The 18,122-nt window shown below is 47.9% G+C and carries 18 protein-coding genes; 3 read left to right on the forward strand and 15 right to left on the reverse strand.

Annotated features, from left to right (window positions below; translation table 11 throughout):
• Positions 1-17: 17 nt before the first annotated feature.
• From rlmD to VL525_RS09075, 9 genes are all read right to left on the reverse strand, one after another.
• The gene (gene rlmD / locus VL525_RS09035) at positions 18-1,439 is read right to left on the reverse strand and encodes a 23S rRNA (uracil(1939)-C(5))-methyltransferase RlmD (protein WP_325385592.1); all 1,422 of its coding nucleotides are present in this window, start codon (positions 1,437-1,439) and stop codon (positions 18-20) included.
• A gap of 484 nt (positions 1,440-1,923) precedes the next feature.
• Positions 1,924-2,106, reverse strand: coding sequence for a hypothetical protein (locus VL525_RS09040; RefSeq protein WP_325385594.1), 183 nt, complete (start codon positions 2,104-2,106; stop codon positions 1,924-1,926).
• 37 nt (positions 2,107-2,143) lie between these two features.
• A complete protein-coding gene (locus tag VL525_RS09045) occupies positions 2,144-2,359 on the reverse strand; it encodes a hypothetical protein (protein ID WP_325385596.1) in 216 nt (71 codons plus the stop codon).
• On the reverse strand, positions 2,349-2,807 hold the full coding sequence (locus VL525_RS09050) for a hypothetical protein (protein WP_325385598.1): 459 nt from the start codon (positions 2,805-2,807) through the stop codon (positions 2,349-2,351). The genes VL525_RS09045 and VL525_RS09050 overlap by 11 nt, the downstream gene beginning before the upstream one ends.
• A 54-nt stretch (positions 2,808-2,861) precedes the next feature.
• Positions 2,862-4,211 (reverse strand): cell envelope integrity protein CreD, encoded by a 1,350-nt coding sequence (creD, locus tag VL525_RS09055; RefSeq protein ID WP_325385600.1) that lies wholly within the window; start codon positions 4,209-4,211, stop codon positions 2,862-2,864.
• Positions 4,212-4,261: 50 nt separating this feature from the next.
• Entirely contained in the window at positions 4,262-4,567 is a 306-nt protein-coding gene (locus tag VL525_RS09060) for a transcriptional regulator (protein ID WP_325385602.1), read from the reverse strand.
• Positions 4,564-5,232, reverse strand: coding sequence for a hypothetical protein (locus tag VL525_RS09065; RefSeq protein WP_325385604.1), 669 nt, complete (start codon positions 5,230-5,232; stop codon positions 4,564-4,566). The genes VL525_RS09060 and VL525_RS09065 overlap by 4 nt, the downstream gene beginning before the upstream one ends.
• A 210-nt stretch (positions 5,233-5,442) precedes the next feature.
• Complete coding sequence (locus VL525_RS09070; RefSeq protein WP_325385606.1) at positions 5,443-6,801, reverse strand: right-handed parallel beta-helix repeat-containing protein; 1,359 nt, start codon at positions 6,799-6,801, stop codon at positions 5,443-5,445.
• 362 nt (positions 6,802-7,163) lie between these two features.
• Positions 7,164-7,541, reverse strand: a complete 378-nt coding sequence (locus tag VL525_RS09075) for a Dabb family protein (protein ID WP_325385607.1) — start codon at positions 7,539-7,541, stop codon at positions 7,164-7,166.
• Between the two features lie 188 nt (positions 7,542-7,729).
• Here VL525_RS09075 and VL525_RS09080 point away from each other — a divergent pair, with 188 nt between their 5' ends.
• Complete coding sequence (locus VL525_RS09080) at positions 7,730-8,281, forward strand: dihydrofolate reductase family protein (RefSeq protein WP_325385609.1); 552 nt, start codon at positions 7,730-7,732, stop codon at positions 8,279-8,281.
• Positions 8,282-8,339: 58 nt separating this feature from the next.
• Here the strand turns inward: VL525_RS09080 and VL525_RS09085 are convergent, their stop codons facing one another.
• Positions 8,340-9,947 (reverse strand): DUF1593 domain-containing protein, encoded by a 1,608-nt coding sequence (locus VL525_RS09085; RefSeq protein WP_325385611.1) that lies wholly within the window; start codon positions 9,945-9,947, stop codon positions 8,340-8,342.
• 445 nt (positions 9,948-10,392) lie between these two features.
• Between VL525_RS09085 and VL525_RS09090 the strand changes: the two genes are divergently transcribed.
• Entirely contained in the window at positions 10,393-10,875 is a 483-nt protein-coding gene (locus VL525_RS09090) for a hypothetical protein (RefSeq protein ID WP_325385613.1), read from the forward strand.
• Positions 10,876-12,359: 1,484 nt separating this feature from the next.
• On the opposite strand, the gene VL525_RS09095 is transcribed toward VL525_RS09090, so the two are convergent.
• The 5 genes from VL525_RS09095 to VL525_RS09115 form a co-directional block, all read right to left on the reverse strand.
• Positions 12,360-12,941 carry a helix-turn-helix domain-containing protein gene (locus tag VL525_RS09095; RefSeq protein WP_325385615.1) on the reverse strand — a complete coding sequence of 194 codons (582 nt, stop codon included), beginning with the start codon at positions 12,939-12,941 and terminating at the stop codon, positions 12,360-12,362.
• Positions 12,942-12,944: 3 nt separating this feature from the next.
• Positions 12,945-13,361, reverse strand: a complete 417-nt coding sequence (locus tag VL525_RS09100; RefSeq protein ID WP_325385617.1) for a hypothetical protein — start codon at positions 13,359-13,361, stop codon at positions 12,945-12,947.
• The gene (gene pheS, locus VL525_RS09105; RefSeq protein WP_325385619.1) at positions 13,358-14,392 is read right to left on the reverse strand and encodes a phenylalanine--tRNA ligase subunit alpha; all 1,035 of its coding nucleotides are present in this window, start codon (positions 14,390-14,392) and stop codon (positions 13,358-13,360) included. The genes VL525_RS09100 and pheS overlap by 4 nt, the downstream gene beginning before the upstream one ends.
• Before the next feature lie 6 nt (positions 14,393-14,398).
• Positions 14,399-15,589, reverse strand: a complete 1,191-nt coding sequence (gene kbl, locus VL525_RS09110; RefSeq protein WP_325385621.1) for a glycine C-acetyltransferase — start codon at positions 15,587-15,589, stop codon at positions 14,399-14,401.
• A gap of 104 nt (positions 15,590-15,693) precedes the next feature.
• Positions 15,694-16,758 (reverse strand): Gfo/Idh/MocA family oxidoreductase, encoded by a 1,065-nt coding sequence (locus tag VL525_RS09115; protein WP_325385623.1) that lies wholly within the window; start codon positions 16,756-16,758, stop codon positions 15,694-15,696.
• 218 nt (positions 16,759-16,976) lie between these two features.
• Here VL525_RS09115 and VL525_RS09120 point away from each other — a divergent pair, with 218 nt between their 5' ends.
• Positions 16,977-17,960 (forward strand): aldo/keto reductase, encoded by a 984-nt coding sequence (locus VL525_RS09120; RefSeq protein WP_325385625.1) that lies wholly within the window; start codon positions 16,977-16,979, stop codon positions 17,958-17,960.
• Positions 17,961-18,122 lie beyond the last annotated feature (162 nt).

An 18,122-nucleotide genomic window follows, 5' to 3' on the forward strand; every position in this document is an offset into this window, starting at 1 on the left:
CACTATTTAACTAATCACTAACCTCTAATCACCAACAAAACCACATTTTCTACATGCTGCGTATGCGGGAACATATCCACGGGCTGTATTTTTACGACGTCATATTTCTCTTTCAATACTACCAAATCACGGGCCTGGGTGGCGGGGTTGCAGCTTACGTAGACTATCTTTTCTGCTTCAATTTCCATTAGCCGGGCTACCACGTCCGGGTGCATGCCCGCGCGCGGCGGGTCGGTGATGATCACATCGGGTTTGCCATGTGTTGCTACAAACTCCGCGTTCAGCACATCTTTCATATCCCCTGCGTAGAATTTGGTATTGATGATATTGTTGATCTGCGAATTGATCTTTGCATCTTCTATAGCCGATGGCACATATTCAACCCCGACAACCGCCTTTACCTGCCCGGCTACAAAATTAGCAATAGTGCCCGCTCCCGTGTAAAGGTCATAAACCAGCTCGTCGCCTTTAAACCCGGCAAAGTCGCGGGTAATTTGGTATAGCTTCAGTGCCTGTACCGAATTGGTTTGGTAAAATGATTTCGGCCCGATACGGAAACGGACGGTTTTGCCGTTGCCATCGATCATTTCTTCGTAGATATATTCCGGTCCGCGCCAGGCTATCACTTCCTGGTCGAAGATAGTATCGTTTTTCTTTTGGTTGACGATGTACAGCAGCGAAGTTATTTCCGGAAAACTTTGATCAATAAAACTCATCAGGCCATTTATCTCTTCCTGCGTGGTATAGGCGAAAACCACGATCACCATCAGCTCGCCGGTTGACGAAGTGCGGATAATAAGGTTGCGCAGCGCGCCTTCATGCTGCTTCAGGTTATAAAAGCTGATGCCCTGCTGCTTGGCATAATCGCGGATGCGATTGCGCAGATCGTTCGACGGATCGGCCTGCAGGTAGCAGTGTTTTACGTCCAGTATCTTATCGAACCGGCCGGGGATGTGAAAGCCGAGGGCGTCCATATCAGGCGCATCTTCGGTGCGGTTCTCGCCGTCGTTCAGCCAGCGCTTGTTGGAGAAGGTAAATTCCAGCTTATTGCGGTAATACCTGTCGGCCGGCGATGGTGCAATAGGCAGCATACCGCTCACATCAATTTTAGCTAAATGACCCAAGGCCCCTTCAACGGTTTTTTGCTTAAATTTAAGCTGCACATCGTAGGTCATGTGCTGCCACTTGCAGCCGCCACAGGTACCAAAGTGCTCGCAAAATGCTTCGGTGCGAAAATCAGATGGTTTTTTGAGTTGTGTTATTTTGGCTTCGCCAAAGTTTTTTTTACGGCGGTAAACCTGCACATCTGCTATATCGCCGGGAACGGCCTTTTCCACAAAAAGCACAAAGTCACCGGCTTTACCCACGCCCTTGCCTTCCTCGGCGATGTCAATGATAGCAACGTTCTCAAAAAACAGGTTATTGGCAGCTTTATTCATCAGGCTGCAAAGTTAAACTTTATAAGTTTTTAACCTATATAGAATATTTGCTCTGTGAACTTAGTGCCTTCTTTGCGTCCTCTGTGGTAAATTTAACCACTGAGTGCACAGAGGAGTGCGCAGAGAAATACGGAGTATTAACGCCGGGAGATTACTGAAAATGACAGCCTATGCGGGTGTAACCTATTAAATAAACAGATTCAAAACAGATTGCCAAAAGTCGTCTGCTTCCAGGTCTATCTCTTCTATTTCAAATTGCTCTTCAATTTGTTCGGATACTTCAATTAATTCACGGCTCATGGGTAAATGATTTTATTGATGGCAATATAGCATTATTTATACCAAAAACCAAAATGGTATTTGATTTATTTTTGATGATCCTTGTCATTTTTTTCGGCGTGGGGTGGAGAGTACTTGGTTGACTCACCGGTTATTGCTCCGCCCTACAATCTATCTATTTCAAGCAATGAAGAGGGTTTGTGATTTAATACAAATACACCGTCCTCGCTTTCCGCTCGATAAGCAAAACGCAGTTCATGGCTAATAATACCATCAGCCCATCATAGGGAAAAGCCTGGATGAGCGTACTGTCAAAGTCGCCCTGGGTACCGTTGTAAATGGTCCACGCCAGGAAAATGATATTGCCGCTAATTGTTATGACGCGCATAAAATTTATCAATCGTTTGTAGAACATGGTGTTGATTTTAGTGTGATCTGTTCATTTGGTTCCGGCCCGCACCCTTTACTACTAAAAAAGTATTAATTGCCAGTAATGCGGCAAGTATCATGTAGCCGAGAAATTGATCGAAAGTAACAGCGAATAGTTCTGTCAGGCGATCGTACAGGATCGAAAAAATGAATATGACGTTGCCGCTAACGGCAGTGAATTTAACAAGGTTGATGAGGCGTTTAGTTTTCATTGGAATTGATTGGTGGAGTATTAGAAGTGGATGATATTGGGGGGCTTACAGGTGGATCTGTTTTGAAAAACCAAATTCCTGATACTATACAAATGCTATTGGTTAAGCTTACGGCGAGGATATCGTGTTCTATGCGTAAAGACCAAATCCCGCAAAACCAGTAAATAGTAAGTAATGTTAAAGCAATCCCGATGAGTGACAACACACTTTTTTGAATTATGTGAACTTTTATGGTGCGTGTTACAATTTCAACTACTAGACCAAATAATAGCCATGTCAAGAAGGAAAACGTCAATTCGATGACTACTAAAACATGATAGACTTGCAGCAGGGATAAGTTAAATTTACCAGTCGAATAAAAAAAAGGATAGACTATAAGGCCTATCGGACCAAAAAGAGCGGCAACCAGCCAAACTTTTGAAGAATACTCACCTTGATAAAATTTCATGTCAATCACTTTAAAAATGGGCGAAGCCCGCAGGCCCCGCCCGGTGATAAGGGTTTAAGGTTTGTCCCAATTGATCTTTCGCGAGGAATACATCAGCGCGGCTACGATGATAAACAGCGCGATACTGCCCATCAGTAACGAGAGATCCTCCAATTGGATGAGTACATAGATGAACGAGTAGAAAAGTGTCAAAATAAAGGTGAACACAATGGCGGCTTTTCCGTTTTTCAGCAGCGACGCCAGGAAAGTGGCTATCAGGCCGATGGTGGCGACGGACGCTATCAGGTACGCAATGTTATATCCTACCTGTTCGGAAAAGGAGAGCAGCAGCGTGTAATAGATGATCATGGCAGCGCCGATGAGGATATAATTGAACACATGCACCTTCTGCTTCCTGATCATTTCGGTCAGGAACAACGACACGAAAGTGAGCATGATGATGAGGATAGCGTATTTGCTGGTGCGCATAGTTTTCTGGTAGTCGTCGACAGGCAGTTTAAACTTGATGCCGAAAGTAGCGTCGGCTGATCTTTTATCGTTGGTCAGCAGATCGTTATCCTGCACCCACTGCTGCGGGAACGGCCGGTTATAATACAGCATACGCCATTTTGCCGAGAAGCCCTTATCGTTTACCACGCGGGTGTCGGGCAGGTACCTGCCGCCGAAACTCGGGCTGGCCCAGTTGCCCGTCAGTTCCACATCGGTAGTTTTACCAATGTGGAGGAAATTAATCTCCTGGCTGCCTTTGATCTCCAGGCTGAAGGCGAAGGGCACCGGGTTGTTGAGCTGCCCGTCCAGGTTTACTGCAACCTGCAGGCTATTGGCGAACGGCCTGTCGCCGGCGGCAGGTTCGGCGGTCAATGTTTGCCCGGCTACGGTTACCTGCGGGTTGGTTTTCAGTCCCTTCAGATCGTTTATGCTGAAAAGGAGCGAAGCCTTCCCGGGGATCAGTTGTTCGGGCTTGAGGGATAGCGATGCCAGGTCGGCTTTGGTAAAATTACCCGAAACCTTAATGGTGCCATTATAAACAGGCACGGCGTAAATACCGCGGTGCAGCACTTCGGAACTGATGTTGCCTTTGTAACTAAGCTCGTTTGGCAGTACATACAGCGTTTTGATAACCTCTGTTGTAGTAAGCTGACCCTTGCTATCACTTTGGGTTTGCTGATCGCGGTAGGGTATGGCCAACACCGGACCCTGTATCAGCTGGTCGCCCGAATACTGGTCGGTAACCGTTTTTACGGTGTCATCCTGCCGTTGGGCACGTTCCTGTATCAGGCTATTGATCATTGCCGAGGGTATCAGCAATACCAGTATCAGTATCCCGATGAAAATTAATTTGATCGTTACCGACTCCCTGAGCCAGTGCAGAAATCCTTGTGGTTGCGGTTGTTGTTCTATCATATTGATTTTATAAAAGTACTTTGTATTTCAAAGTGTTTAGGTAAAAAAAATTAGATCTTCTTTTGTTGTTTTATTAATTGTTCAAGGGCGTCCAGGTGATCCTTAAAAGCTTTTTTACCCTTTTCAGTAGCCTCGTAATTGGTATTGGGCTTGCGGCCCAAAAAACTTTTATGCACGCTGATGTATTCCTCGCGCTCCAACCCTTTCAGGTGCGAAGCCAGGTTGCCGTCGGTAATATTCAGCAGGTCCTTAAGCGAGTTAAAGTCGTAGCGTTCATTTGCCACCAGCACACTCATTACCTGCAGCCTAACCCGGTTCTCAAAGGCTTTATCAAGTTTATCAAAAGCTATATTCACCTATCGTATTTTAAATAAATGCGCGCGCCGTAAACAATATGCAGCACGCCGAAACCAAGCGCCCAAAATAGCAAACCGTGGCCGGGTAAACAAGCGGCAATTAAGCCTAAAATGATCTCGCATAACCCCAGGTATTTTACGTCGGCAAAGGTAAAAGTGCCAGCACTGAAAAGGGCGAGCCCATAAAAAATAAGGGATGCCGCCGACACGATGCCATAGTGGTGATGCAGCAGCAGGATAAGGATGAGTATGCCCCCCGATAACAGCGGTACGGCCATGTGATAAATCAGCGAACGGCTTACCGAGCCCCACATTTGCTGGCCTTTGCGTTTGGCCTGGCGGTTACTTAAAGCTACTGCTGTAAGTATCGATGTCAAAAGAACTGCAACTGCAATCAACAAAAGCTTTACAATTAAAGGCAGGTAATCGGCCTGGTTGTAATACAATAAGCCGATATTATGCGTACGGGCGGTCTCGTCACCCATCTTCTTCATTAGAATATAATTGGGATCGTTATTGATGACCATATAGGCAATGCCAGCCCCTATCAGCGCATAAATACCCGCGAGTATGCCTGACAACCCGCTGAGGGATATGAATTTTGACGAGCGCTCCATGATGCTGCGGATGGACGCGAGCTCGTTTTGCAATTCTGTTTCTTCCATTGAAAAAGCACTTTGAGTTGCAAAGTAAAATAAAGAAAATGAGTATTGCAAATTTTTGTTTGGGTGTGGCATGTAAAGTGGGTCGAATGTGTTTTATTTTCGCCTGAAACCTGCCCGGCGGGATACCGGCAGCAAGCGTACGTTAATAAAAGTTAGCACCCTATCCTTTAAAGAGGGTGATACAAGGCGGGCCATTGGTCATCAACCATGCTACAACGCTATATGAATGTTCGAGCCCAGCAAGCCGCCGTTATCGAGCACATAGGTGAAGCCTTGCGGTACGCTGCTTACTTTTACCCCCGACACATTAATATTGTCGGTAACGAGACCGGGAGTGGAGTTATAGATATAAAGGAGGCTGCTTTTGAAGCTGGCTATGGCTCCGCCGGTTATGGTGAGATTGCCGGGGCAATTATCAAGCTGGACGGCGGCATTGCCTATACCGTTTCCGTTGATATCGCAGTTGATCACCTTTACCAGGCTGGTTTTTTGAAGATTGATAGCAAATGTATTTGGCGACGAGACAGACAGGGTACAAGCCGAAATAGTAAGATTTTTGGTTTGGTAATAAGCCTGTATACATTCCATGCCGGTGCCCGAAATTTTGTCGCCCGTGATCTGTACATTGTTCGAGCCGACGTCGCCGTCTATCAATTCGCCTACGGCGCCCGAGCCGGATATGATATTGTTTTGCCCCGTACACGACTGGCAGTTGGCATATTCTATCCCTTCCTGGCTTACATTATTGCAGGTATTTCCTTTTACGGTATTGCCCGAGCAGTCGACCATGCTGATGCCGATGGCGCCGGATGTGGTGGTATTGCTTTCGATAAGGGTATTGTTGCAACGCCTAAGTTCCATCCCCTGGGCTGAAAGGTCGGTTGGATTGACCGGCATTTTGATGGTATTATTCGCGATAACCCAACCCGAAGTTGTGATGCTGCTGTTAGAGAGGTTACCCCTGATGCCTATAGCCATCTGCTGGATGGTGGCGGGCGGCAGCATACTGCGGTCGACGGTATTATTGCTAAACGTACCGCCGGCTGTTACCGCGTTTTCCGCATTAAAAAAGAAGCCGATATATCCTGTGTTGGAGATGCTGCAATAAGTTACCGATGTGCTGTCGACCGCGGCCGAATAAATGCCGTAGGACGAAAAGGCGGATATATTAACATGCGATACAGAACATTTGGCGGCGGTGATGTTGATGGCTCCGTAACCGGCGGGGTTGCCCGCGGTTTGGTTGTTCCAGCTGCCGGTGATGGTTCCGTTGCTAACCCGCACCCCCGGGGCCGAAACGGTTATGGCATAACTGTAAGGATTATTGGTGATGAGGTTGATGGTGGCGCCATTCAGATCGAGCGAGTGGGTAAGTTTTAACCCGGTTACGTGGTAGGTTTTTCCCGCTTCGAGGGTAACATCACCGGTATTAAGCTGGCTCTGAATGGTTTGAGTATCGTTATCAATTAATACGACGTTGCCGCTATCGGTACCGGCCGATTTTCGGCAGCTTGAGACAGATATAGAAAGTACCACGCATAATAATGCTATAGGTAATCTTTTTCTCATCAATAATTTACTTTAACAGGGGTTACTATACCGTCACCGATCAGTATAAAAATATAAAATTATTTGCGCAATAAAAAATAGTTGCGGGTTACAACTATGCAATAGGTGTGCCGCAACGGGCTTTTTGAGGGTGAACTGATTAAAAAGGATGATAAAGGGATAAGTTGCATGAGTATCTGAACGGGTGGCGGGCAACCTGTAAATCATCAAGGGTTAACATGGTTAACACAATTCAGCTTATTTTCGAGCTAATTATTTGATTATCAAAAAATTAAATAAAATGCGCGTTAACCATAATTATTTTTTTTTCAATAGAAAATATTTTGTATTTGCCGACGCGGTTATAGCTTGAATCACATCAGCTACTTTTCCACCCAATAATCAACCACGGTTACTTTTTCCATGAGATTCGGCAGCAATTGGGTGAAAGCCTTGTGTGCCGGGTTTACCAGGTAATCGTCGCGGTCCTTTTCGCTGTCAAAAGTTAACACAAAGCAGTGGGTTAGGCCCTGGTTCAAATGCTCGGGGCTGTTGTTCACACCCCATTCAAAACTTTTGATGGTGTTAATTTGATTCGGCAGCGCTTTAAACGCAGTTACAACGCGGCTGATGGCTGCACTGTCGGCACCGGCTTTCCAGCCAAATAAAACCACGTGCCTTAATTGTTTATTCGCCGACTGCGCTTTTGCACTAACCGAGATGATGGCCAAAAGCAGCATACATACTGTTATTTTTTTCATGTTCTAACTTACCGTTATAATGCTGATTATCAAACTTTTTTTAGCGATGGGTAAAAAAAAGGATCATTCAATTGCTGCAGGCAACCGTTGCCATTGACGTAAAACCCCATGTATTTTGCCGCAATACGCCTTATGAAAGAGCTGTTTTTAAACTTTATTTTAGCGAGACAGAAAATTAACCCGACCCCATGAGAAAAGTTATTTGCGGCCTCAATGTCACCATCGACGGTTGCTACGATCATACCAAACTGAGCGGCAGCGAGGAGATACTTGAATTTTTTGACGGCCTGATGCAGGGTGTGGACCAAACCATTACCGGGCGCAAAATGTATGAGCTGATGGTACCCTACTGGCCCGAAGTGGCCAAAACGCAATCGGGTACACCGGCGGCAAATGCGTATGCCAAAACGGTTTCCGTTATCGATACCATCGTCATATCCCGTACCATGCAGCAGGTGGAAGGTGGCCCGCGCATTATCCGTGGCGGATTGGAGGACGAGGTGCGCAAGCTGAAACAACAGCCCGGCAAAAAGATATCCATCGGCGGCATGACCTTGCGCTCCCAATTAATGGCAGCCGGGCTGATCGATGAATTATACGTAGTGGTTCACCCGGTGATAGCGGGTGCGGGTCCGCGCTTATTTAATGATATAAGCCTGGGTGAAACCATTAAAATGGACCTGGTGGATACAAAAGTGTTCAAAAATGGGTGCGTGGTGCTGGGGTATGTGAAAGTGTGATAGCACCAAAGGCCGTCGTGCCTCTTATACCAAGTAAAAAATAAACGCGTGGCCTCAATTATCGCACCGTAACTATTACCCGCTGGTACCGGGTGAGCGATGGCGAGCCGTTGTCTGTTGCCTCGAATACCAGGTGTATGGTTTGGCCCGGCAGCGCATCTTTAGGTATTTCGGCTTCAGCTTGTTTGGCGTCGGCGTTAGTGATGTCAACCTTGCCGGGATAGCTGCCCGACCTGAACTGCCACCATTTTACCGTAAGGGCATTCCCGTCCGGGTCAGCCGCAGTGGCATTGAGGTGTATCTTTTCGCCGGCAGAGGCCATGATGTTCAGGGGCCCCTCGATGGTTACCACCGGCTCGTGGTTGGCGCCGGAATACTTTGGCGTTACCGACCATTTTAATCGCGCGGCAAAATCCTGCTGTGCCGCAGGAAAAAAATTTGGATAGGCCATGGCATCCGCAGCTTTATTGGCCTGCGCCGCGGACGAACTGAGCTTGGCCGCCATAGCGCTTGACGAGGTATCGCCCGTTTGGAAGAAGATGTTTTTCGCATTCGGGTCAATCACTTCGCGCCCGCCCCAGCCGCCGTACCAGCCCGCCTCGTAGGCGCGCAGGCCGTTGCCCAGCATATCCATAAACGTAGGGTCGTCGCCTTCGCCCAGCCACGATCCCTGCTCCTGCACGGGCATCCAAACCACGTAGCCCATTTTCCGCAGCTCGCCGGTGGTGTGCCCCGCCAGGCCGAAATAATCCATGATATCGCCCTTTACCATCTGCTTGCCATCGCCCCAAACACGGTACAGCGCGCCCAGCGGCCCCAGGCTGCTCACATTTGCCTTCATCCACGCCGCGGTCATGTAAACCGAATCTTCGGGCTTGGCCCTTAGCTGCGCACCGTAGCTGTAATTGGGCCCGCCGCGAAACTGCCGGTATTCGATACCCGGCCAGTTGGGTTTTATATAAGTGGCGTAGGTATCGTCCTGGTCGCCGGAGGGAAGCAAAACCACTTTTCGCGAGATCTTTTCCCTGATGCGCTCCCATTCAGTAGTGTACTGGTATTGGTCCTGTATCGATTTCAGCGCGCGGGCGATGGTGCTTTGGCCGCCCCAGGCGGTAATATACAGCTGCCCCGGCTTATCGTCCAGCATCAGCGAGCGGATGAGGTCGGAGCCCGGCGAGTCCTTCGAAATATCCCCGTCGAACTGGATATTGCCGTACCTGATCTTCGACCGCAGCAGGTCGGGCGAAGGGTAATTGGGGTTATGTATCTTTAAATTAGGGTATACTTTGGCATAAGCCTCTACCGCGTTATGAATAAAACGTTCGTCCTTTGCCCACCGCCACGACTCGCAGGGGCATAAATTCAACCCGAAACGTGCGTACTCCCTGCCCGGCACAAACCATTTTGTTCCCTTGCCGTCGCCTTTCCAATGGAAGGCGCTGCTGGCGTAAACTAGGCCCTCTACCTCCATGTCGCTGCTGTAAAGCAGGAAACGGATCATCGAGTTGTTATCGTCCAGCTCGGGGTCTGCAGTTACCACAATGCGCGGCCGTGCCGGCTGGTTTACAGTTTGCGCCTGCGTAGTATGGTAAACTACCGGCAGCATCAGCAAGGCCAGGGCATACCGGCCCATGCGGGCAGGTATACGTTTTAAATCCAGGTTCATAGATCGGGTTTGGTTAAACGAAGCTTGAATTAAACAATAATACCGAAAATAAATACGAAATAACAGCGTGTTTAAAAATTATTGTGTCAGAAAGACACGATAAGGGTAGTGGAGGGGGTGAATGGTGAATGGTGAATGGTGAATGGTGAATGGTGAATGGTGAATGGTGAATGGTGAATGGTGAATGGTGAATGGTGAATGGGGTGGGCAGGTGCGGCGAAATAGCTTATATGCGTTTTGGTAATGAATGTTTTTGTTAAACCGATGGCATTACCAGTGAAGTGCTGGCGGGTGCGCAATGGCGGGGGGGGGGGCGCCGCTATGGTGACGCGTTGGATGGAATTAAAGAATTCTCCGCCGCAGGGTCTCCTGCGGAAGACCCCGCGGGGACTAAACGTTTGTCATTGATTTACTATCTTAGCCAAAACCGAAGCTTCATCATCAAATGGAACGGCAGCAATTTTACTATAGCAAGTGGTACGCCTGGTACCCTTTTATCTATTTCGCTTTTTTCTTTGGGCTGCAATCGCTTAATAAACGGTTTTGGGTTGTCAACCGGCTTTCAGACCCGTGGATAATAGCGACCCTTGTCTTTATTGCAGGCTGGCTGATCTATTGCCTGGTTAGATATATCATACCGATGCTCCAGGGGAAGACCTTTTTAGAACTGGACAGCGAGAAGATATATGTGAGGCCGAAAAACATGGTAGTTTACTGGACCGACGTTGAAAAAATTGTTTTAGGTGATTTTCCCGAGAAGGTGATACTTCAGCTTTACAACAAAAAAAAGATAAGAATATATATCCGTAAAGTCAGGGGTGACAACGAGCTTATTTATAAAACCATTATTGCCTGGCACAAAAAGGCTACGAACCCTGCGGCCTATGATGACGAAAATCTAGATCAGGACGGTTCAGTGATTTCTTAAAATATTATTGAACCTGATTAGACACACGCGGCACGCGTGCGCCAGCGTTGCGGCGGAGGTGAGGCTAAATAAATCCTGGCCATTCTTAAATCCTGCGAATCCTGGTTCAGACAAAAGAGCCTTGCGCATAGGCCCGCGCTCACCCACCCCTGCCTACACGCAGGCAGCCGCACCCCCTCCGTGGAGGGGAATTTTTTCTTCTCAGCGGGGTCTTTCATAGGAGACCCCGCCGGGATCTGGAATATGTAGGGTATGGGTACGATCAGGTTAAAGTATAAGATGGCAATGGTAGGTTCAAAGGACAGAAAGCGTACACAATATTGGTGCTGTAGGCTTTGCAAACGAAAAAATTAAACTGGATGCTAATGGCAATGTGAAAGAAAAATATTATGGGTTAGATTTTGAACCAGGTATAGGATTAGGTAGATTAGGCGGTTTAGAAGCCAGTATCCGACTAGGTTTTACATTTCATTACAAGCACTAATTATGAGAAGGTTATATTCATATTTGATGTATATCGGTTTGATAGGCCTGCCAATCGGTTTCATCCTCTTTGCGATTGACATGAATCGGAATTTTAAGTTAAAATGGGATTATCTTTTATCGAATGACCTTATTTTGCTGATTTTTTTAGCGGGGATTGTTTATACATATTACAAATTCAAGCGTGTGTATTTTATGAATTCATCATTATACATATATAACATTTTCTCAAATAAGTACGAAATAGTAAACAGGCGAAATTTGATAATCATTGGGAGGTTTATCCCGTTTGACCCATTAAGTTATAGAATTTCCTATATGGACCAAAATGGCAGGGTAAAAACAATAATATTTATGAAAAATTTATTTCTGAATGATATGAAAAGTGTGCTTGAAAAAATGGATTGATAGAATTTGGTTTTTGTGATTTCCTGGAAACGTTGAAAAAACCTTTCCGTAAAAACCAGCTACTAAAGACGATCAATTTTATAATAGATTTTGCACCAAATTGAAATAACCCTACTTAGTGTACCGGATTCTGAAAAACGTATTATGGGTATATGCACATTTCGCCAGGAAAAACGCCGGCCCGCACGGGAAAAATTTGAAACTGAATGTAAAAAGTGGACTAATTTGGGCTGATTTGGGCATAATGCTGCCTTTTTTTGATTTTTGTTGAATTGTGCTACAAAAACCGGGTGCGAAACAGACCTTGCCGTGAACACATTAACAGGCTGAAAATCATCGGTATTATGACAGGGGTGTTCACGAATATTGCAAAAATGGGCTACTTTTTGGTGTTTCGCAAAATTGGAAAGCCTCATAATCAGCACATTACACCAAACTGGCGCTGGCAAGCGGCGGCGGCGTGAACACTTAGTGTAGTGAGTGGTGAATGGTCAATAGTGAATGGTGAATAGTCAATGGTGAATTGTCAATAGTGAATAGACCATAGCCGCCTCTCCTTATTCACAGCTCACTATTCACTATTGACCCGTTAACTAAACGGTTAACGCGGCTTTTACGAGGTACGGCAATATCTCTTTCTGGAAGGATACGAAGTTTTTGCGGACATCGGAGTCGCTGACCGAGGTGAAGGCAAAGCTGAAGACGATGCTTTTGCTGCAGGTGATGAGGAAGCGGATGCGCTGGGCGTAGTTTTCGTTTTTACGCATACCACCTAACTGCATAAAGGAGCTGACAAGCAGGTCCTCGAGCTCGTTGCTGAGGTTGCGCAGGAATTCCTGTGAGTTGGCCGACTCGCGGATAAAGTCCCAGCCGATGAATTCGTTACAAACGGTGTAGCTGAGGCGGCAGGTTTTCATGATGAGGTTGTTCAGGTGCGCCTCCTCGTCTATCTCGTGCATATCGGTATGCACCAGCTCGGTTACATTCACGCGTATGTAGTCCATCAACAGGGCATGCAGCACGGCCTCTTTGCTGTCGAAGTATTTGTAAATGGTGGCTTTAGCTATTTTGGCCCTTTTGGCAATTTCGTTAACACTGGTTTTGTGGTACCCGAATTTGCGGAACAATTCCTTCGCAGCTCCCTTTATACTTTCCTTTATCTTGTCGGCTTCCATGTATCAGTTTGATACAAATATCTCAAAATTACTCACATTTACACTATACGAGCGTAACGAGCGTGTGGCAGGGGCCTTTACGGGCGTACCGTCGATGAGAGAAAACTTGGAGCCGGAGCAGGGGTCGGTTGCGGTAAGGGTGTTATTATCAAGGGTTACGGCACAATGATTTTGCGGCTGGTAGCTGCTGCAGCGGTCGTAGGCAACGTAGGATTGATCGGCCTCGCGGTACAGGATCAACCCAGCCACACCATAGCCGTCGATGATGACGGCGCCGCCGGGGCTGTGGAGGGCGGCAAGCCGCGGGTCGTTAATATTTGCCTGGAAGTTGACCGCGACGTTCGGGATGACATCGCCCCCTTTGCCGCAGGCAAAAAAGGTGCACATCAATACGGCCAGCAGGGCAATTTTACGCGTCATATTATTTCTGTCTGAAACTGCTTTAAAAAGCGCACATCGTTTTCAGAGAATAAACGCAGATCGCGTATCACATATTTTAAGTTGGTGATCCTTTCTATACCCATGCCAAAGGCAAAGCCGGTGTATTTATTGCTGTCGATGCCGCAGTTTTCCAAAACGTTCGGGTCTACCATGCCGCAGCCCAGTATCTCCACCCAGCCGGTGTACTTACACATGTTGCAACCCGGACCGCCGCAAATGGTGCAGCTGATATCCATTTCGGCCGATGGCTCTGTAAATGGAAAATACGATGGCCGGAACCTTACTTTGGTGCCTTCGCCGTAAAGTTCCTGTACAAAGTGGTAAAGGGTTTGTTTGAGGTCGGAGAAAGATACGTTCTCGTCCACATACAAGCCCTCCACCTGGTGGAAAAAGCAATGGGCACGGGCCGATATGGCCTCGTTACGGTAAACCCTGCCCGGCATAATAGCCCTGAAAGGCGGTTTGCCGCTTTCCATCATGCGCACCTGTACAGAGGAGGTATGCGTGCGCAAAGCGATGTCGTCCTTACCACTGTTCTTTTTGATGAAGAAGGTATCCTGCATATCACGCGCCGGGTGCTCTTCGGGGAAGTTTAAAGCTGAAAAATTATGCCAGTCGTCCTCTATCTCCGGTCCCTCGGCCACCACGAAACCGAGGCGTTTGAAGATGTCGATAATCTCTATGCGGGTTAGCGACAGCGGGTGACGCGAGCCTAATTCGAAACCTTCGCCGGGGAGCGTTAGGTCAAGTCCTAAGTCTTGAGTCTTGAATCCTGAGTCTTGAGCTTCCTTCAGCTCATTGTATTTCGCTTCAGCCAATTGTTTGAATTCATTAAGTACTTTGCCCAGCACGCGTTTTTCCTCGGGGGTTGTGCTTTTGAATTGCTCAAAAAGATCCTTGATGATACCCTTTGTACCCAGGTATTTTATCCTGAACTCTTCCAATTCAGCAGCGTTGGCCGGGTTGGCGGCGTTTATTTCGGCGGTGTATTGATCTATTTTGTCTTGCATAATGTCTTACTTAATTACCCCCAGTTCTTTCCCCACTTTAGTAAATGCCGCTATGGCTTTATCCAGGTGGTGCATATCGTGTGCGGCTGATATTTGCACCCTTATCCTCGCCTTGCCCTGTGGTACAACCGGGTAATAGAACCCGATAACGTAAATACCCTCGTCCAGCATTTTGGCGGCAAACTCCTGGCTCAGCTTGGCATCGTACAGCATTACCGGCACTATGGGGTGAACGCCCGGCTTTATATCGAAGCCGGCCTCCGTCATTTTGCTCCTGAAGTATTGCGTATTCTTTTCCAGTTTGTCACGCAGTTCGGTGGTTTCGCTCAGCATATCCAGCACGGCTATGGATGCACCGGTAATAGCCGGCGCCAGCGTATTGCTGAACAGGTACGGTCTCGACCGCTGCCTCAGCATATCAATGATTTCCTTACGACCCGAGGTAAAGCCCCCCGACGCGCCACCCAGCGCCTTGCCAAGCGTACCGGTAATGATGTCTATCTTACCCATCACATGGTGGTGCTCGTGTGTACCACGTCCGGTTTTGCCCATAAAGCCCGAGCAATGGCTCTCGTCTATCATCACCAGCGAATTATACTTCTCCGCCAGCTCACAAATCTTATCCAGCTGAGCAATGGTGCCATCCATACTAAAAGCACCGTCAGTAACGATGATACGGTGACGGCAGTCCTGCGTAGCCTTTAGTTTTTCCTCCAGGTCAGCCATGTCATCATGCTTGTAGCGCTGGCGCTGGGCCTTGCACAAGCGTACGCCATCTATGATCGAAGCATGGTTCAGTTCGTCCGAAATAATAGCATCCTGTTCGTTAAACAGCGGTTCAAAAACACCGCCGTTGGCATCAAAGGCCGCTGCATATAGGATCGTGTCTTCGGTGCCCAGGAATTCGGCAATCTTAGCTTCCAGCTGTTTGTGGATATCCTGCGTGCCGCAAATAAACCGCACCGACGACAGCCCGTAGCCATGCGTATCCATCACCGCTTTTGCAGCATCTATCACCTTTTGATTGCCCGAAAGCCCCAGGTAATTGTTAGCACAAAAATTGATGACGTGTTTGCCGCCCTGCACTGTAATATCGGCGCCTTGTGCGCTGGTAATAATGCGTTCCCGTTTGTATAGCCCGGCATTTTCTATTTCGGCAAGCTCCTTCTCCAGCACCGGTTTCAGCGTGTTGTACATAGTGTGTTATTATTGAGTGTGCAAAATTACACTTTTTTTGGGTTGATTAGTTTGACGAGGACGCGTATAGTTAGTTTTAACCTTCGATCGGTCGGTCTGTTCAATCAATCACTATAGGACACAGTCCGCTTCTCCCGGCTACTCTCAAAAGCCAGCTCAATAACCCTTATCGTCGTCCTCGCTTGCTCCGGCTGTACAATGAGCGGCTTACCTTCGGCAATGGCCTCATACACATTGCGGAACAGGTCCTGGTAACGTCCGGGCTCGCTCGGGACGATCTCTGTGACCGTCTTGCCGTCTACATCGCGGGTAACATGCCCCCATATCGATTCAGGCTCAACGCCCCAACCAGGTTCAGTGGGTTTGTGGCCCGCCTTCAGCGCCTCCTCCTGCACATCCATGCCATATTTAATAAAGGTGCCATCATACCCATATAAGGTGTAAACCGGACCGGCTTCTTTAACCAGCATACCGCCTTTCAGCGTTACTTTCAGTCCAGGATACCATAATATCAATTCGTAATTATCTTCTACCTCCAGTCCGCCCGGGCGCTGGGTAGTCATCATACAGGTAAGTTCGGTTGGTTTGCCAAAAAGTTCAAGCGAGGCGTCTATCAGGTGGGCAGCCAGGTCATAAAATATCCCGGAGCCGGGCAACGGCTTTTCCCGCCAGGCCTGTGGGCGCAGCCCAAGCCGGTAACGATCGTAATGCACCTCCATCTCCACCAATTTGCCTAATACGCCGCTGGCCAAAACCTTTTTAACGGTATTATGGCCGCTGTCGAACCGGCGGTTATGGTGTACCGATAAAACTCTATCCTGTTGTTTTGCCAACGCGATGAGTTCATCAGCCTCGGCGCTGGTGACCGTAAACGGTTTTTCCACCAATACATGCTTGCCGGCCAGCAACGCTTTCTTCGTCAGCTCAAAATGCGAAGTATTAGGCGAACCCACCAGCACCAGTTCAATATCCGGATCGCTAATGATATCCTCAGCAGTTTGCACCACTTTAGAGTTGGGATACACTTCATTGGCTTTGGCGGCTTTAGCGGGGTCGCTGGTGCTTATTTTAGCCAAATTAAAGCCCGGATCAGCCTCGATAAAAGGCGCAAAAAAAGTTTGTCCCGAATTGCCGAAACCGATAAGACCTGTATTGATGATTTTTTTCATAAGTAAATTATATCCGCGTGTCATTTCGAGTGAGCGTAGCGACGAGAAATCTTAAACAAGCGACTGTAATTCATGCATGGCGTATAAGATCTCTCACTATCGTTCGGGATGACATGGCTTAATATTGATCAATTTTCAAAATTTTACAAACCGATTAAACCCGCCGGTGCTTTTATTAAGATATTGCGCTAATTCCTGCTAAAATAACATTACCATTTATGAAATACAGAACTTTTGCAAAAAACGAGCAACTGTCGGCTATTGGCCTTGGTTGCATGAGCATGAGCCACGCCTACGGCACCCCCGATGACCCCGAATCCATCCGCACCCTTCACCTCGCGCTTGATCTTGGCATCAATTTTTGGGATACTGCCGATGTGTATGGGAACGGAAAAAACGAAGAGCTGATCTCCAAAGTACTTACAGAAAACCGCGACAAGATATTTATAGCCACCAAATTTGGTTTCCGTACAGATGCCGATGCACGCCTTACCGGTTTTGATGCGCGCCCGGCCTATATCAAACAAGCTGTAGAGGCCAGCCTGAAACGCCTCGGGATCGACACCATCGACCTGTATTACGCCCATCGCATCGACCCGAATGTGCCTGTCGAGGAAATGGTTGGCGCCATGGCCGAACTGGTCACCGAGGGTAAGGTACGTTACCTGGGCCTGTCGGAAGCATCGGCAACTTCCATCCGTAAGGCAAACGCCGTGCACCCTATCAGCGCTTTGCAAAGCGAATATTCATTACTGACGCGCGATGTAGAAGCTGAGATATTGCCATTATGTAAAGAACTGGGCATCACCTTCGTGCCCTTCAGTCCGCTGGCGCGCGGCCTCATGACCAACACCCTCAAACTGGACGAACTGGCAGCCAATGATTTCCGCAAGGCGCTGCCACGCTACCAGCAGGAGCACCAGGATAACAATACCAAACTGGCAGAAGGTTTTGCCGGATTGGCCAAACAAAAAGGGTGCTCGCCGGCTCAACTGGCGCTGGCCTGGGTACTGGCGCAGGGTGATAACATCATCCCTATACCCGGCACCAAAAAGCAGGATAAACTGAAAGACAATGCCGGCAGTGTGGATGTTCAGGTAACCGAACAGGACAAGCAAAATATCCAGGCTCTCCTGCTCAAATACCCCGACACCGGCGACCGATATAACGAGAATAATAAGAAATTTGTGGACAGGAGTTAGCTTCACCCCCGGCCTCTCTCCAGAGGAGATCGGAGCTATTTGAAAATTAAAAATCCTCTCCTTTGGAGAGGATTTAGGTGAGACTAATTATTAGGGCGTTACCCTCGTACCTCGGGTCAGGCCCTTCACTCATACTACACAGGCATTAGGCGCTGGCCGGTA

Origin of the sequence: Mucilaginibacter sp. (assembly GCF_035492695.1) — a bacterium.
GTDB lineage: Bacteria > Bacteroidota > Bacteroidia > Sphingobacteriales > Sphingobacteriaceae > Mucilaginibacter.

Coding starts and splice junctions, on each gene's coding strand:
- VL525_RS09100 (WP_325385617.1), bottom strand. CDS start 13,361: ATGACGCGTAAAATTGCCCTGCTGGCCGTATTGATGTGCACCTTTTTT.
- VL525_RS09075 (WP_325385607.1), bottom strand. CDS start 7,541: ATGAAAAAAATAACAGTATGTATGCTGCTTTTGGCCATCATCTCGGTT.
- pheS (WP_325385619.1), bottom strand. CDS start 14,392: ATGCAAGACAAAATAGATCAATACACCGCCGAAATAAACGCCGCCAAC.
- VL525_RS09050 (WP_325385598.1), bottom strand. CDS start 2,807: ATGAAATTTTATCAAGGTGAGTATTCTTCAAAAGTTTGGCTGGTTGCC.
- creD (WP_325385600.1), bottom strand. CDS start 4,211: ATGATAGAACAACAACCGCAACCACAAGGATTTCTGCACTGGCTCAGG.
- kbl (WP_325385621.1), bottom strand. CDS start 15,589: ATGTACAACACGCTGAAACCGGTGCTGGAGAAGGAGCTTGCCGAAATA.
- VL525_RS09040 (WP_325385594.1), bottom strand. CDS start 2,106: ATGCGCGTCATAACAATTAGCGGCAATATCATTTTCCTGGCGTGGACC.
- VL525_RS09080 (WP_325385609.1), top strand. CDS start 7,730: ATGAGAAAAGTTATTTGCGGCCTCAATGTCACCATCGACGGTTGCTAC.
- rlmD (WP_325385592.1), bottom strand. CDS start 1,439: ATGAATAAAGCTGCCAATAACCTGTTTTTTGAGAACGTTGCTATCATT.
- VL525_RS09090 (WP_325385613.1), top strand. CDS start 10,393: ATGGAACGGCAGCAATTTTACTATAGCAAGTGGTACGCCTGGTACCCT.
- VL525_RS09120 (WP_325385625.1), top strand. CDS start 16,977: ATGAAATACAGAACTTTTGCAAAAAACGAGCAACTGTCGGCTATTGGC.
- VL525_RS09065 (WP_325385604.1), bottom strand. CDS start 5,232: ATGGAAGAAACAGAATTGCAAAACGAGCTCGCGTCCATCCGCAGCATC.
- VL525_RS09085 (WP_325385611.1), bottom strand. CDS start 9,947: ATGAACCTGGATTTAAAACGTATACCTGCCCGCATGGGCCGGTATGCC.
- VL525_RS09095 (WP_325385615.1), bottom strand. CDS start 12,941: ATGGAAGCCGACAAGATAAAGGAAAGTATAAAGGGAGCTGCGAAGGAA.
- VL525_RS09045 (WP_325385596.1), bottom strand. CDS start 2,359: ATGAAAACTAAACGCCTCATCAACCTTGTTAAATTCACTGCCGTTAGC.
- VL525_RS09070 (WP_325385606.1), bottom strand. CDS start 6,801: ATGAGAAAAAGATTACCTATAGCATTATTATGCGTGGTACTTTCTATA.
- VL525_RS09115 (WP_325385623.1), bottom strand. CDS start 16,758: ATGAAAAAAATCATCAATACAGGTCTTATCGGTTTCGGCAATTCGGGA.